A 14,423-nucleotide genomic window follows, 5' to 3' on the forward strand; every position below is an offset into this window, starting at 1 on the left:
AGCGGAGCCGAAGTCGCGCCGCCCGGCGACAACACACGTGAGGGACACCATGAAGATCGGTTTCGCACTCCCCCAGTTCCACCGTCAGGCCTATGGCATCGCTCAGACCGCGACGTTCGCCTCCGCGATCGAGGAGGCCGGAGGCGCCAGCCTCTGGGTGGCGGACCGCAATCTGTCCGCGGTTCACCCCGTCGTGGGCTACGGCGGGCGGGGGACCACCATTCCCGAGGAGATGAACCCCTCCGCCGACCCGTTCGTCCTGCTCGGTGTCGCCGCCGCCGCGACCAGCCGGGTGCTGCTGGGCTCTCACGTTCTGGTCGCCCCGCTGTACCCGCCCGTCCAACTGGCCCGGTCGTTGACGACGATCGACCTGATCAGCGGCGGGCGGCTGCTCCCCGGCTTCGGGATCGGCTGGTCTCCCGAGGAGTACCAGGCGGCCGGTCTGGACTTCACCCGCCGCGGCGCCCGCATGGACGAACTGCTCGACGCCCTCCACGCCATCTGGACCACCGACCCGGCGCAGTACGAGGGCGACCAGATCTCCGTACCCGAGCACCACTCGCCCCTGAAGCCGGTGCGAAAGCCCCGGCCGCCCTTCTATCTGGGCGCGTTGTCCGAGCGCGCCCTGCGCCGGGTCGCCCGCCGCGGCGACGGCTGGCTGCCGTTGATCGTCGTTCCGAGCCACGTCGACGTGGACGGTCTCGTCGCGCAGCGCTCACAACTGGACGAGTTCGCTCGGCAGGACGGCCGCGACCCCCACGCCATCGACACGGTGCTGCGGGTGAACATCGACGCGGGTACGAGCACGGAGAGGGTCGCCGACACCGTCAAGGAGGTCCACGAACGGACCGGGATCGACCACTTCATGATCGACTCCATGTACGACGTGCACACCGTCGAGGGCTCCCTGGAGCATGCCCGCCAGATCCTCGAACTCGTCGAGAAGGGCTGAGTCCGCTCCGGCCACGGCAGCCGCCCGCCGACGGAGCTGTCGCGCACGCACGGAGACCCGAGGCGGGGGTGCAGCCGGGTCTCCGTGCCTGCGGGCGGGGCCGGTTGGCAGGTCTACGGAGACTGCCTAGGCGTTGGTCGACGGCGCGGGTTCCCGGCGGTGCTCCAGCCATGTGCGGCTCAGGTCTTCCCAGACCGCCTGGTATCTGCCGAAGACCTCACCGAGCTGGTCATGCGTGAGGTCGTCGGCGGGCGTGGAGGCCAGAAGGAACTCCAGGTCATCGGCGAGCCGCTGGAACCGGTACTGCGTCTCCTCCATGAGCACCCATCGCGAGCGCCAGTTGAAGAACGGTTCGACGGCCCCCAGCAGCGTGCCCACAGCCACGAGGGCGAACGCCAGACCGGCCCAGGTGTTGAGGTTCTGCAGCCCCAGGATGACGGTCGACGCGGCGGACAGCCCGAGCGTGAGCATCTTGGTCACCGAAGCGCTTCGGCAAAACCTCTGCTTCCTGGCACGTGCGTAGTCGTTGCCCTCATGAATCTTGTTCAGCAGGAGGACGGCCGTCTCCCTCGGGCTGAGACCCACACCTGGTCCGCTTCCCGGCTGCACTCCGCCCCCAAAGGCCCATCGTCACCCCACAGTTCACCCCACAGTTCACCCCGCAGGACGCAGCTCCCGCCCGCGCGGTTCCCTGTGGGCGCCGTCCCGTGGGTGATCTCTTGCCGGTTCTACACGTCGCGGCGGCTGACGACCCCGACGGTCACCGCGGCGGACACCACGGCCCAGGCCGCGAAGGCCGTCCAGGAGACGGTGACCGTGGGCAGGGCCGGGCCCGCGGGCGGACGACGCAGGGACAGGCAGTGCGCCCAGTCGTAGAACGGGAACCACATGTAGAGGTCGTTCACCCATGGATGGACCGTCGGTTTGAACGTCATCGGCAGGACCACCAACAGGACGATCACCGCCACGACCGTACCCGCCGTGTGCCGCAGCAACGCACCGATCCCCATGCCGACCAGCGCCGCGAGCGGGGCGAGCAGGGCGTTGGCCAGCAGCACGCGCGGCACCCCCGGGTCGTTCACCGATACCGCGATCCCCCGCCCCGACAGGATGGACTGGCTCAGCGCGAACGTGCTCAGCGACACCACGACTCCTGTCGCCAGCATGACCGCCGTGGTAACGGCGAGCTTGGCCAGTACGACGCGGTGCCGTGCGGGGACGGCGCTGAAGGTGGTGCGGATGAGGCCGGTCGCGTACTCGCCGACGATGGTCAGCGCGCCGATGACGCCCGCGCCGACGACGAGCAGGATGGCGCTGATGTTGCTGAACGCGGTGGTCATCGCATCGAAGTGGGCGCGTTCGAGCGCGTGGTAACTCGGCCAGGCGTGGTAGTCGTCCCAACTCTTCTGCACGGTGCCCGCGAGGAGCAGCAGGATGCCTGCGCCGAGGACCCAGCGGGTCGAGCGCAGCGACCACAGTTTGGTCCACTCGGCGGTGAGCAGGCCGCGCCGGCGTACGCGCGGATCGGCGGCGCCCGACGGTGATCCGGCCGGGACCGAAGCGGGAGCAGGGGCGGAGGCGGGGGCGCTCATCGTGTCTCCTGCGCGCTGTACTGGGCGTGGTGTGCGGTGAGTTCCATGAACGCTTCTTCCAAGGAGGCGTGGTGCGTGGTGAGTTCGTGCACGACGATGTGGTGACGACAGGCCAACTCGCCCACCTGTGCAGCGGGCAGGCCCGTGACGGCCAGGGCGTCCGCGCCGTCCGGGGTGGCGGTGGCTCCGGCGGCAGCCAGCAGCGGTACGAGCAAGGCGGCCTGCGGGGTGCGCACGGTGACATGGGCGCGGGCACCGCGGGCGGCGAACTCGGTGACGGTCTCCTCGGCGATCAACTCACCGCGTCCGACGACCACCAGCCGGTCCGCGGTGTTCTGCATCTCGCTCATCAGATGGCTGGACACCAGCACCGTACGCCCCTCGGCGGCCAGGCGCCGGAACAGGCCGCGGACCCACCGCACGCCCTCGGGGTCCAGGCCGTTGACCGGCTCGTCGAACAACAGGACGGGCGGGTCGCCGAGCAACGCGGCGGCGATGCCCAGCCGTTGGCGCATGCCCAGGGAGAACCCGCCGACACGGCGATGCCCGGCGTCGGCGAGCCCGACCTCCTCCAGTACCTCGTGTATCCGGCGGCGGGGCAGCCCGTTGGTGTGGGCCAGCGCGGACAGGTGGGCCCGCGCGCTGCGTCCCGGGTGGACGTCGCCCGCGTCCAGCAGCGCACCGACATGGTGCAGCCCGGCCTGCCGTGCGGTGAAGGGGCGACCGTCGATGGTGGCGGTTCCGGAGGTGGGACGGTTCAGCCCGAGAATCATGCGCATGGTCGTGCTCTTGCCCGCCCCGTTGGGGCCGAGGAAGCCGGTCACGAGGCCGGGCGGCACGGTGAAACTCAGGTTGCTGACCGCGACGACGTCCCCGTAGCGCTTGGTCAATCGGTTGACTTCGATCACGTGGTCCACGCTGCCGGAGGACATCGGGGCACGGCATCGGCCGCGCGGCAGATCTTCCGGCCCGCGGATCTGTACTCGGGCCTATGCCCGCAGGCATACGTCCCAGGTCTGACGCCACGGTCGCGGCCGTCCCCCTACGCTCCGAGCGTGGCTCTTGGAAACCTGATGCGGATCGCGTGCGCCCCGGCGGCCCTGGCCGTGCTGCTCACCGCCACGTACACCGGTGGCCGCGCGCCGGGCAGTCCGGGCGGTGAGCCGATCACGCTCGTCGTACCGGCGGCGGTGATCGCGGCGCTGCCCTTCGTATGGGTCAGGGCGCGTCCGCGGCCGGTGCTGGCGGTTCTGTTGGCCGAGCTTGCCGGGAGCGCGGTGATCGGTCTGCGGTGGGAGCAGGTGTGGCCGCTGCTTCTGACGGCAGGCCTCGTGCTGATGTACGTCACCGCGGTGCGGGACCGGCGGGACGGGTTCACGGCGATGGTCTTCACGCTCCTGGCCGAGGAGGCGTCCTGGCTCACGGGCCTGGTGACAAGCGGCGGTTGGGGCCAGTTGCTCGTACCGGGCCTCGCGGGGCTCGGGGTGCTGCTGGCGCTGAGCGTGCTGGCGGCGTGGCTGGCCGGAACGTCCGTACGGCAGCAGCGTGAGTACGACGAGAGCGTGCGCAGGCACCAGGCCGCTCGGGCCGTCACCGACGAACGGCTGCGCATCGCCCGCGACCTGCACGACATGGTCGCGCACAGCATCGGTGTCATCGCGATCCAGGCGGGAGCCGGACATCGGGTCATCCGCGTCTCTCCGCAGCAGGCCGAAGGCGCTCTGCGGGCCATCGAGGACACCAGCCGCCACACCCTGCGTGACCTGCGCGAGATGCTCGGCATCCTGCGCCGGGCCGACACCGGCCCCCAGCCCGACACCGGCACCGGCAGCGGTCCTCAGGAAGTCGCACGCACCGACGCGTTCGCCGGGCTGGACGACCTCGACCGGCTGACCGCCACCACGCGGGCGGCAGGCGTGGAAGTGGACGTGCGCCGACAGGGCGTCCCGGACCGGCTGCCGCCGACGATCGACCACGCGGCGTTCCGGATCGTCCAGGAATCGGTGACCAACGTGGTACGCACGCCGACACCGGCCACTGCCGCGTGGCGATCGAGCACCGCCCGGACGCGCTCGACATCGAGATCACCGACGACGGGCGCGGCGGCACCACGGGCACGGGCACGGACGGTTACGGCATCCGCGGCATGCGGGAACGTGTGGCCTTGCTGGACGGGCGGTTCAGTGCCGGACCGCGGTCCGAGGGCGGGTTCCGGGTGAGCGTGTGTCTGCCCGGAAGGAACGATGACGGCCATGACGGCCACGACCGTCCGTGTCGTCCTCGCCGACGACCAGGAACTGGTCCGCGCCGGGCTGCGGATGGTCATCGACGCCACGCCCGACATCGAAGTCGTCGGCGAGGCCGGGACAGGCGCGCAAGCCGTCCGGCTCGTGCGTGAACTGCGCCCGGACGTCGTGGTGATGGACCTGCGCATGCCCGGCATGGACGGTGTCGAAGCCACCCAGATGATCGCCACGGACGTCCCCGCCACCCGCGTGGTCGTCCTGACCACCTACGACGAGGACGCCAACATCTACGCCGCGCTGCGCGCCGGCGCCGGCGGCTTCCTGGTCAAGGACATGGCACTGGACGACATCCTCACCGCCGTCCGTGTCATCGCACGCGGGGACGCGCTGCTCGCCCCCGGCATCACCCGCCGTCTCATCGCCGACTTCGTCGCCTGCGGCGGCACCCGTCCCGACCACGCCGAACTGCCGAGGATCACCGCCCGCGAACGCCAGGTACTGGCACTCGTCGGGCGCGGACTGTCGAACGCCGAACTCGCCGCACACCTGCACATCAGCCCGGGCACCGCCAAGGCACACGTCGCGAGCCTGCTGACCAAGCTCGGTGCGCGCGATCGAGTTCAACTGGTCATCCTCGCCTACGAGTCGGGCCTGGTGACGGTCGGAGAACAGAGAACCGGGCCACCTGGCGCCCCCGGTGGCTGACGCAGGGGCACCAGCAGCAGTGCTCGAGACACGAGAGGCTTGGGGCGCCGCTACTGCTGCCCGGACGCGGCCCGGCAGCTCAGGTCCTTGGCGGGGAGCCTGCCCGTGGTCAGGTAGAGCGTGGCGGCCCTGTCCGCGCAGGAGTTGCCGTCGGGCGCGTAGAGGACGCCGTGCCCCTCACCGCCGACGACAGTGAGCATCCGGGAGCCGCGCAGGGCCCGGTGCAGGGCCTGACCGGCGAACAGGGGTGTCTGGGAGTCCCACTCGTTCTGCGTGATCAGCGCGCCGGCCGTGTTCCCGATCGTGGTCTGCGGCTCGCTGCCCTGCCCCCAGAAGGCACACGGCGTGATGGCCGCCGCGAAGTCGCCGTACAGCGGATACCTGGCCTGGTCGCGGATCGCCTCGCGACGGTATCGCTCGGGGTCGTGCGACCAGGTACGGGTGTCGGCGCACATGACGGACCAGGCGGCGGAGACGTAGGTGTCGTCGGGTTCCTCGGCCTGACCGGGCGTGCCGGACGCGGCCGGGCCCTTGCCCCCGGCCGGGTCGTCGTCCTCGGCCGCCTTCTTCAGTCCGGCGATCCGTTCGGCGGCCGTGCGGAGGTGGAAGAACGTGCTGTTGTCGGCGCGGATGTCGTCACCGGTGAGCGTCTGCCCCTCGAAGGTGATGGGTGCGCGGTCCGCCTGCGCGATCAGCTTCCAGTAGGTCTCGCGGACCTCGGCCGGGGTGGCGCCCAGTGCGTAGGTCGTGTGCCGCCGGGCGGCCCATCGGGTCCATCGCGTGAAGGCCTGCTCGGCCGCCTTCGCCATGTCCTGGAACATGCCCCGGTAGACCCGCGTGGGGTCGGTCGCGCTGTCCAGGACGATCCGGTCGGCGTGCTGGGGGAACATCTGCATGTAGACGGCGCCGAGGTAGGTGCCGTAGGAGATGCCCAGGTAGGAGATCCTCTTCTCGCCCAGCGCGGCGCGGATGACGTCCATGTCGCGGGCGCTGTTGCGGGTGGTGAGGTGCGGCAGTACGTCACCGGCCCGCGCCCGGCACTTCTCGGCGATCGTACGGACCCGGTCCACGTCCTTGGCGAAGGTCGCGGCCTTGTACGGATGGTCGGACTGTTCGTCGGCGGTCAGAGCACAGCTGACGGGGGCGCTCTGCCCGGCGCCCCTCGGGTCGAAGCCGACGAGGTCGTAGCGCCGCTTCACTTCCGCGGGGAACTTCATGAGCGGGTCGGTGGGCAGGTTCAGTCCTGGGGCGCCGGGGCCGCCCGGGTTGAGGAGCAGAACACCGCGGCGTTCCTTCGGACTGCCCGCCTTGAGCCGGGATATGGCGAGGTCGATCGTCTTGCCGCCGGGGTCGCTGTAGTCCAGCGGCACCTCGAGGGTCGTGCACTGGATGGTGTCGGGTCCCTTCGCGTCGCAGCGTTTCCACTGGAGCTTGTGCTGCGTGTACTGCCGCAGGGGGTCCTTGGCGGCGGAGGCGTCGGAGGGCCTGGGCACGGCGCAGCCGGTTGCGAGTGTCAGCGCCGAAAGGCAGGTTGCCGCGAGACCGGCGGTGAGCAGGGTGGCTCGGCGGGTGATTCTGTTGCGCACGGTGATGCTCGTCCTTGTCGAGGAGGGTGGGCGATGGGTCGACTGGTCGGCGAGACCGGTCAGTCGAGGTGCTCGCGGACGCACTGCGTGTACTGGTGGAAGCTGTCCGGCTGGTAGCACGCCTGCGTCTGGTTCGCGTACCAGAGCACGAGGACGGCGACCAGAGCGGACACCACGATCGCGAGGGACGACGTCACCAAGGCGGTGACGGCCTTGCCCCGGCCGACGCCGGTCCGCTTGGCCGTCAACAGCGCGGCGATGCCCAGGATCAGGCCGATCACGGCGAGAGGGCCGCCGATGAAGACGACCGAGGTGGCGAGGCCGGTGATGCCCAGGATCATGGCGGCCGTGGCCAGGCCGTTTCCGCTCGATGCCGTTCCGCTCGGTGCGGCCCATGTCCGTACTGCCTGAGTCTGCGCGGCCTGAGTCTGCGCGGACGCCGCGCGGTCCAGCGGCGTCTCGGTCCCCTGGGCGTTCATCAACGTGTCCTTCCGTCCCGTCGATCAGTGAGGGCCCGATTGTGGATTTCGAGAACCCGCGGGCACATCACGGGAAGGCGGGAGGATTCGCTCCCCCGATCGGGGGAGGCTGCAGGTGGGCCGTCCGGTCATACTGATCCGGCTATGTTCAGGGGAATTCGGCCGCTGCTGCGCGGCTCCACGTATTCAGGTGCGTTGTTCGCCTACTGCGGCGCGCTGGCGAGCCTTCCTTTGCTGCCCTTCGCGGCGCTGCCGGCGCTGGCGTGGTCGTCAGCCCCGGTAGGAGTGCAGTACGCCGTGACCGCGCTGGTGTGGTCCGTACTGATCGGCGTGATCGGGCTGGCCCGTACCACGCGACGGGTGCTGATCGCGTGCGCCCGGCGGATGCTGGGCGTGCCGCTGCCGGATCCCTTGGGCGAGCGTCCGCGGGCGGGCTCGTTCGGTGCCGGGCGGACCTCTCCCCCGGTATCGGGCGCCGACCGCTGGCGGACCCCGCTGTGGCTGCTGGCGCACGTGGCGCTGGGGTGGGCAGGGGCGCAGCTCGGCGTCCTGCTGTTCATCGCCGGTCTGCTCCTGCCCGGCGGCTGGGCGGGCGCCGAGGCCGGGGTGAGTGTGAACGGCTGGTCGCTGCGGCCGGAGAGCGGCTGGCCGAGCTGGGCAGCCGCGCTGGGCTGCCTGCTGCTCGCGGCGGCCCTGTGTGGGGGCGTGACGTACGCCCTGCGATGGCTGGCGCCCAGGCTGCTCGGCCCGTCCTCGGCCGAACGGCTCGCGCTGGCGGAAGAGCGGGAGCGGACGGCGGCCGAACGCAACCGGCTGGCCCACGAGTTGCACGACTCGATCGGGCACACGCTGACGGCGGCCACGATCCAGGCGGCGGTGGCGGGCGAGGTACTCGACGCCGACCCGGTGGCGGCACGGGCCGCCCTGCGCAGCATCGAGGAGTCGACCCGGGCCGCCCTCGAAGATCTGGACTACGTGCTGGGCATGCTCCGCGAGGAACACGCGGGGACGGCACCGACCCGGACCCTGGCCGACCTGCCCGAACTGCTGGACCGGCTGCGGCACGCGGGCGCGGAGGTGGAGCCGCACCTGTCGGGCGACTTCACGCACGTACAGGGGACGCTCTCCCGCGCGGCCTACCGGATCCTGCAAGAGGGACTGACGAACGCGCTGCGGCACGGAACAGGCGGCCCGATCCACATCACGGTGGCGACCACGCAGGACGCGCTGGAACTCAGTGTGGTCAACCGCACCGGACCAGAGATGACTTCGGGTGCCTTCCCGACGTCCGGGCATGGTCTGCCGGGACTCGCCGAGCGCGTACGGCTGCTGCACGGCGCGTTCGAGGCGGGCCCGGACGGGCCGGAGCACTGGCGGCTCGCGGTCCGGCTGCCGGTACGCTTGCCCGCATGATCGGCTCACACGCCGGCGCAGCGGTCACGACCAGTCCTGACGCCGACACAGCCGTCACCACCGGCGCCTGCGAGAGCACCTCCGTCACCCTCGTGATCGCGGACGACGACGCGGTGACCCGCAGCGGTCTGCGCACGCTCCTCGGGATGCAGCCGGGGATCACGGTGGTCGGGGAGGCCGCCGACGGCATCGAAGCGGTCGAGCAAGCACGGCAGTTGCGGCCGGACGTGATCCTGATGGACGTACGGATGCCACGCCTGGGCGGCATCGAGGCCACCCGGCAGATCCTGGCCGGACCGGCCGAGCCGCCGAAGATCGTGGTGATCACCACCTTCGAGAACGACGGCTACGTCACCGCCGCACTCAGCGCCGGAGCCAGCGGCTTCGTCCTCAAGCGGCTCCCGGTCCCGCAGATCGCACAGGCGGTACGGGTGGCCGCGACAGGCGAGGCGATCCTCTTCCCGGCGGCCCTGCGCCAGATGGTCACCGCCCGCCCGCTCGACTCCGCCAAAGCCCTGCCGCACGCGGCACTGACGACCCGGGAGGAAGAGGTCCTGCGCCTGATGGCCACCGGCCTGTCCAACCCGGAGATCGCGCAGTCGTGCGGAGTGAGCCAGGAGACAGTGAAGACACACGTCGGCAACGTACTGACCAAACTCGGCGCACACAACCGAACCCACGCGGTGGTGATCGCGTACGAAACGGGCCTGGTCGTTCCCCGGGTCACCCACCACGCCCGCACAGACTGAGCAACAGCGCTCTCGCGCGCCGACGTTCGGCAGTCAAATCCTGCCAGAAGCGCGGCGCGGGTAACGATCGGTTGCAACAGCTCGCTGCCGGTGCCGGTCTCCGGCTGGGTCCCGGACTTCCTCACCCCGGGACCCGACCAGAGCTATCCGGCCGACGGCACGGTGATCGTGCACAGTCGCTTGGTGGCCCGGGTGAGGGCGACGTACAGGTCACGTTCGCCCCCGGGGCGGGCGGCGGTGATCTCGTCCGGGTCGACCACGACGGCCGCGTCGAACTCCAGGCCGCGCGCCTGTGAGGCGGGCACCAGTCGGGCGTACTGCTCGATGCCCGCAGCCGCGAGCTGCTCCGTCCTGCCGTCGGCGCATACCACCCCGATCAGCTCGTCCGGGTACGCGGCGCCCTGCGCCCGCAACTCCCGTACGAGGGTGGTGACGAGCGACTCCGGGGCCGCGGCGAGGGTCCGAGGCGCCTCGCCGCGCCGGATCGAGCGGATCGGTGGCCGGTCCGGGGCGATCCGGGCGAGCAGGTCCTCCGTGACGGCGAGGATCTCCTGCGTGGTCCGGTAGCTGACGGTCAGCGTGCGCAGGTCGAAGCGCCGTCCGAGGTGCGGGCCCAGTGCCTCCTTCCAGTCCAGGGCCACCGTCGTCGGGCCCGCCTGGGCGAAGTCTCCGACCAGCGTCATCGACCTGCCCGGGCAACGACGCACGATCATCCGCCACTGCATGGCGGTGAGCTCTTGTGCCTCGTCGACGACGACGTGCCCGAAGACGTGCTCGGGCGGTCCGTCGACGAGGCTCGCCGCCTCGTCGAGAAGCGGCACATCGGCGTCCGTCCAGGGTGCACCGGGTGTGCGCCGCAGCAGGGCTCGTTGGTCGTCGGTGAACTGCCGCAGGTACGCGGGCAGCGCGTCGGCGTCCGTCAGCAGGGTACGGACCACCTCGCCGGGCGTGAGCCGCGGCCACAGGTCCTCGACGGCCCTTTCGAGCAAGTCGTCGTCCAGGAGGTCGGCGCGCACGGCGTCGGCGTCGAACTCGTCGGCACCTGTGGCCGGTGGGCCGTCGACACCGAGGCGGCGCAGGTCCGCCGCGGCGACCCGGTCGAGGTCGAGGCCGGTCAGTTGCGTGACCTGAGCGTCGATGAGTTCCAGCGCCTCGGCGCCACTGCGGGCCAGCTCGCGGACGAGGGCGTCGACCAGGAGCTCCTTGAACAGCCGACGGGCCCGGTTGTGCGCGAGACCGCTGGTCCGCGCCGTCTCCCGCGCCTGGGCGACATCCCCGTCCGGCAGACGCATCCACTCCTGGCCGACCCGGACGGTGAAGTCGCCACTCGGGGCCTGCCGTGAGCGGACCACCGCGCCCAGCGCGTCGGCCAGCGCGGCACTCCCCTTCAGGCGCGCCACCTCGAAGGGGTCCGCGGCGCCCGGCACGACCCCGGCCAGTTCCTCGCACGTCGCCAAGACGACGTCGTTCTCCCCGAGCGAGGGAAGCACCTGGCAGATGTAGTCGAGGAACCGCGCGTTCGGCCCCAGTACCAGCACGCCGTGCTCGGCCGCCTTCGGGAACGCGTACAGCACATACGCGGCGCGGTGCAGCGCCACCACCGTCTTACCCGTGCCCGGACCGCCTTGCACCACCGTCACCCCGCGGTGCGACGACCGGACGATCGCGTCCTGCTCGGCCTGGAGCGTGGCAACCGCCGCACCCATCCGCCCCGTACGCCTCTCCTGGAGCGCCGCCGTCAACGGGCCGTCAGCGACCACGTCCTGTCCGGTAGGTGCGGAGCCGTCCAGCAGCTCATCGCTCACCCCCACCACCGTGCGGCCTGCCAGGCGCAGATGGCGGCGGCGCCGCAGCCCCATGGGATGGACCGGCGTCGCCTCGTAGAAGGGCCGTGCGGCCTCGGCCCGCCAGTCCACCAGCACGGGCATGTCGTCCGAGTCCCTGTGCAGCCCCAGCCGTCCGATCCGCAGAACCGTCCCGTCCGCCAGGTCGATCCGGCCGAAGACCAGCCCGTCCTCAGCCCCCTCCAGCCGACGTGCCTCCCCCGCCAGCCGCCCGGCCGTCACCTCCCGCTCGTACGCCTCGCCCGCACTGCCGGGCGGCGAGGCGAGCACGCGCGCCAACTGCGCCCGTACGTCCGCCAGCCGTTCGTCGAACAGGTCGCCTATGGCGGACACCTCAACCCGCTCACGCTCCACCTCGCGCGCTGCACCATCGTCGATCTGCGACAAGAAAGGCCCCCTCGGTACAACCCGCCACTGTGTCGAGGCGCCACTATGCAGACGGACTCCGGAAATGTAAATCTTGACCGAAGCGGGTGGAACGTGTCCTCCGGCGCGGCAACGCGTTCGCGCTGCCCGGCAGGATCGACGGGTGACCAGTGAACCTCCGCGACCGGGCCGCGTGAAGTACGTACTCTTCGACGTCGACGGTACGTTGATCGACGCGGTGAGCAATCGGCGCCAGGTCTGGGGGACTTGGGCGGAGCGGTACGGGTTGGATGTGGAAGGCGTGCACCGCCACTTCGTCAGCCTGCGTGAGGCGGTCCTGCACATCCTGGCCTTCGCGGCCGACTCTCACGGGACTGCCACAGCCTGAACCTCTCCCCCGCTTCACCCGGTATCAGCCCTCGCGCGACGGGCCGCCCTGAACGCGACCAGCCCCGCGAGGTAGCACAGCAGGGCGCTCAGCGGGACACCCGCGGGCCCCTCGCCCTGGAAGCCGCCGACGGTGAGCTGGATGATGCCGACGCAGGTCGCGGCCGTGCCGATCAGTACCAGGACGATGGCGAGCCGCGTCGCACCTCTGTCGGCGGTGCGCCCCGGCCGGGTGGCCGTCGTCGCCCGGCCGCGTGGGCGTTCGAAGCGTGCGAACACGGCTACCAGGATCCCCAGCAGCAGAGCACAGGCCGCCCCCCACACCGGGCGCCAGGCGAACCAGTTCGCCGACCCGATCTCCGGTTGGGGCATGATGCCGGTCGGGTAGAGCGCCAGCGCGGCCACGAGCACCGGGACCATGTGCCACAGGAACAGCGTCATGATCCCGCCGTTGACGGCGATCACCGCCATCCAGACTCGCCGTCGACGCAGCCAGGGCCGCAGGAACCCGGCGAGCAGCAGGAACAGCCCGGTCTGGGCCACGGCCAGGGCAAGCAACGCGAGCGTCGGCGGCGAGGTGTTCTGCACCTCGGCCCCGGGCACGCCGACCATGCTGACCGGATACGGCCCGACCGTCGTGAGGGCGACCAGCGCGGCCGACCCGCCGAGGAACAGCCACCAGGGGCGGGCCGGAGTACGGGTCAGGGTGCCGTCGCGCCACGCGAATCCGAGTTGAGGAAGGATCAGCCAGACGAGCAGGAAGTTGGCGGCACCGAGATAGCCGACGCCCGTACTCAGCCGCAGGGCGTCGAAGCCGGCGGCGATCACAGTGAGGGCCGCCGGGACGGCCAGGCCCCAGCGTCGGTGGGCGTCCAGCATCACGGGGGTCAGGGCGACGACCACCAGATAGACGGCGAGGAACCACAGCGAGATGGCCACCACCCAGGCAGCCAGCCGCACCAACTCCGGGTTCACACCCGCCAGCCGGGCAGCCGCGGCGACCGCGACCCCGACCACGATGAACACCGTCGTCGGCCGCAACAGCCGTTCCGTACGCGACCCCAGCCAGTCGGCGTAGCCGTCCCCGCGCCTTTGGGCCGAGGTCCAGGATGCGGCGTTGGCGTAGCCGCCGACCAGGAAGAAGATCCCCATCACCTGGAACAGCCAGGTGAGCCAGTGGGTCCACGGCAGCACAGCGAGCGCGTGCTCCCCGCCCAGCCGGCCGTCCCGGAAGGTGATCATCACTGCCAGCCAGTGGCCGATCACCACCATGACGATGGCGAACGCCCGCAGGAAGTCGACATAGCGGTCACGGCGCGCGGGGGTGGCGTCGGCGAGGTCCCGAACCCGCACCCGGTCCTCCTTCCTCGCGCGTCCACCGAGCCCCCGCTCCGTGCCCCCCGACCCATATCCGTGAACAAGAACTGCACCGTGCCCTGCCGGTGTAATCGCGCAATCCGGCAATTCACCCGGCGCGCCCCACACGCCTCGCCCCCCACTCCACGCTGACACTGCGGGTATGCGCGAGTACGAGAGCCCGTCCACGATCCGGATTCCGCCGCAGGATCAGCTCGCCACGACGGTGTTCCGCAGCGATCGCGCCGAGTGCGTCCTGTTCGACCGGCCGACGGGGAACGGTTGGGAGCCGGTGACCGCCGCGCGGTTCGCGAGCGAGGTACGCGCCCTCGCGGCGGGCTTCCTCGCCGCCGGGATCCGGCCCGGCGACCGCGTCGCCCTGCTGGCCGCGACACGCTACGAATGGACCCTGACCGACTACGCCCTGTGGACGGTCGGCGCGGTGCCCGTGCCGATCTACGACACCTCCTCGCCCGAGCAGATCCGGTGGGTACTGGAGGACTCCGAGCCCGTCGCGACGGTGGTCGGGACATCGCAGCACCGCCACCGCCTGGAGGAGATCCAGGAGAACCTTCCCGGGCTGGAGCGGGTGTGGCAGATCGACGCCGGTGACCTCTCCCGGCTGCGGCAGGAGGGCGCCCACGTCCCTGCCGCCCGGGTCGACGAGCGCCGCGACGCGGTCCGCGCGGACGACACCGCCACCATCATCTACACCTCGGGCACCACCGGCCGCCCCAAGGGATGCGTC

Annotated in this window: 14 protein-coding genes; 7 read left to right on the top strand and 7 right to left on the bottom strand. The window is 71.2% G+C overall.

Features of this window, described 5'->3' with window-relative positions:
- Positions 1–49 precede the first annotated feature (49 nt).
- A complete protein-coding gene (locus NGF19_RS27135; RefSeq protein ID WP_252428199.1) occupies positions 50–952 on the top strand; it encodes a TIGR03619 family F420-dependent LLM class oxidoreductase in 903 nt (300 codons plus the stop codon).
- A gap of 126 nt (positions 953–1,078) precedes the next feature.
- On the opposite strand, the gene NGF19_RS27140 is transcribed toward NGF19_RS27135, so the two are convergent.
- The 3 genes from NGF19_RS27140 to NGF19_RS27150 form a co-directional block, all read right to left on the bottom strand.
- The gene (locus NGF19_RS27140; RefSeq protein ID WP_308288563.1) at positions 1,079–1,561 is read right to left on the bottom strand and encodes an SLATT domain-containing protein; all 483 of its coding nucleotides are present in this window, start codon (positions 1,559–1,561) and stop codon (positions 1,079–1,081) included.
- Positions 1,562–1,680: 119 nt separating this feature from the next.
- Positions 1,681–2,544 (bottom strand): ABC transporter permease subunit, encoded by an 864-nt coding sequence (locus NGF19_RS27145; protein WP_252428201.1) that lies wholly within the window; start codon positions 2,542–2,544, stop codon positions 1,681–1,683.
- A complete protein-coding gene (locus NGF19_RS27150) occupies positions 2,541–3,476 on the bottom strand; it encodes an ABC transporter ATP-binding protein (protein ID WP_289738205.1) in 936 nt (311 codons plus the stop codon). Before NGF19_RS27150 ends, NGF19_RS27145 begins: the two co-directional genes overlap by 4 nt.
- A gap of 123 nt (positions 3,477–3,599) precedes the next feature.
- Between NGF19_RS27150 and NGF19_RS31045 the strand changes: the two genes are divergently transcribed.
- Positions 3,600–4,763, top strand: coding sequence for a sensor histidine kinase (locus NGF19_RS31045; protein WP_252428202.1), 1,164 nt, complete (start codon positions 3,600–3,602; stop codon positions 4,761–4,763).
- A gap of 33 nt (positions 4,764–4,796) precedes the next feature.
- Positions 4,797–5,495: a response regulator gene (locus tag NGF19_RS27160; protein ID WP_252428203.1), complete on the top strand. Its 699-nt coding sequence runs from the start codon at positions 4,797–4,799 to the stop codon at positions 5,493–5,495.
- A gap of 50 nt (positions 5,496–5,545) precedes the next feature.
- On the opposite strand, the gene NGF19_RS27165 is transcribed toward NGF19_RS27160, so the two are convergent.
- Both NGF19_RS27165 and NGF19_RS27170 read right to left on the bottom strand, forming a co-directional pair.
- On the bottom strand, positions 5,546–7,081 hold the full coding sequence (locus NGF19_RS27165) for an alpha/beta hydrolase (protein ID WP_252428204.1): 1,536 nt from the start codon (positions 7,079–7,081) through the stop codon (positions 5,546–5,548).
- A 59-nt stretch (positions 7,082–7,140) separates the two neighbouring features.
- On the bottom strand, positions 7,141–7,560 hold the full coding sequence (locus NGF19_RS27170; RefSeq protein WP_252428205.1) for a DUF4190 domain-containing protein: 420 nt from the start codon (positions 7,558–7,560) through the stop codon (positions 7,141–7,143).
- Positions 7,561–7,704: 144 nt separating this feature from the next.
- Here NGF19_RS27170 and NGF19_RS27175 point away from each other — a divergent pair, with 144 nt between their 5' ends.
- Both NGF19_RS27175 and NGF19_RS27180 read left to right on the top strand, forming a co-directional pair.
- Positions 7,705–8,973, top strand: coding sequence for a sensor histidine kinase (locus NGF19_RS27175; RefSeq protein WP_252428206.1), 1,269 nt, complete (start codon positions 7,705–7,707; stop codon positions 8,971–8,973).
- Positions 8,970–9,722, top strand: a complete 753-nt coding sequence (locus tag NGF19_RS27180) for a response regulator (RefSeq protein WP_252428207.1) — start codon at positions 8,970–8,972, stop codon at positions 9,720–9,722. Before NGF19_RS27175 ends, NGF19_RS27180 begins: the two co-directional genes overlap by 4 nt.
- 143 nt (positions 9,723–9,865) lie before the next feature.
- Here NGF19_RS27180 and NGF19_RS27185 read toward each other — a convergent pair whose 3' ends face one another.
- Complete coding sequence (locus NGF19_RS27185) at positions 9,866–11,953, bottom strand: HelD family protein (RefSeq protein WP_252428208.1); 2,088 nt, start codon at positions 11,951–11,953, stop codon at positions 9,866–9,868.
- A gap of 142 nt (positions 11,954–12,095) precedes the next feature.
- Between NGF19_RS27185 and NGF19_RS27190 the strand changes: the two genes are divergently transcribed.
- Positions 12,096–12,320 carry an HAD family hydrolase gene (locus NGF19_RS27190; RefSeq protein ID WP_372505915.1) on the top strand — a complete coding sequence of 75 codons (225 nt, stop codon included), beginning with the start codon at positions 12,096–12,098 and terminating at the stop codon, positions 12,318–12,320.
- 14 nt (positions 12,321–12,334) lie between these two features.
- Here NGF19_RS27190 and NGF19_RS27195 read toward each other — a convergent pair whose 3' ends face one another.
- Positions 12,335–13,672, bottom strand: coding sequence for an acyltransferase family protein (locus NGF19_RS27195; RefSeq protein WP_252428209.1), 1,338 nt, complete (start codon positions 13,670–13,672; stop codon positions 12,335–12,337).
- 166 nt (positions 13,673–13,838) lie between these two features.
- Between NGF19_RS27195 and NGF19_RS27200 the strand changes: the two genes are divergently transcribed.
- Positions 13,839–14,423: AMP-binding protein (locus NGF19_RS27200; RefSeq protein WP_252428210.1), on the top strand; the 585-nt coding region annotated here is incomplete at its 3' end.

Origin of the sequence: Streptomyces macrolidinus, from assembly GCF_023887685.1 — a bacterium.
Taxonomy (GTDB): Bacteria; Actinomycetota; Actinomycetes; order Streptomycetales; family Streptomycetaceae; genus Streptomyces; species Streptomyces macrolidinus.

Coding starts and splice junctions, on each gene's coding strand:
- NGF19_RS27135 (WP_252428199.1), top strand. CDS start 50: ATGAAGATCGGTTTCGCACTCCCCCAGTTCCACCGTCAGGCCTATGGC.
- NGF19_RS27145 (WP_252428201.1), bottom strand. CDS start 2,544: ATGAGCGCCCCCGCCTCCGCCCCTGCTCCCGCTTCGGTCCCGGCCGGA.
- NGF19_RS27180 (WP_252428207.1), top strand. CDS start 8,970: ATGATCGGCTCACACGCCGGCGCAGCGGTCACGACCAGTCCTGACGCC.
- NGF19_RS27150 (WP_289738205.1), bottom strand. CDS start 3,476: ATGTCCTCCGGCAGCGTGGACCACGTGATCGAAGTCAACCGATTGACC.
- NGF19_RS27175 (WP_252428206.1), top strand. CDS start 7,705: ATGTTCAGGGGAATTCGGCCGCTGCTGCGCGGCTCCACGTATTCAGGT.
- NGF19_RS27170 (WP_252428205.1), bottom strand. CDS start 7,560: ATGAACGCCCAGGGGACCGAGACGCCGCTGGACCGCGCGGCGTCCGCG.
- NGF19_RS27160 (WP_252428203.1), top strand. CDS start 4,797: ATGACGGCCACGACCGTCCGTGTCGTCCTCGCCGACGACCAGGAACTG.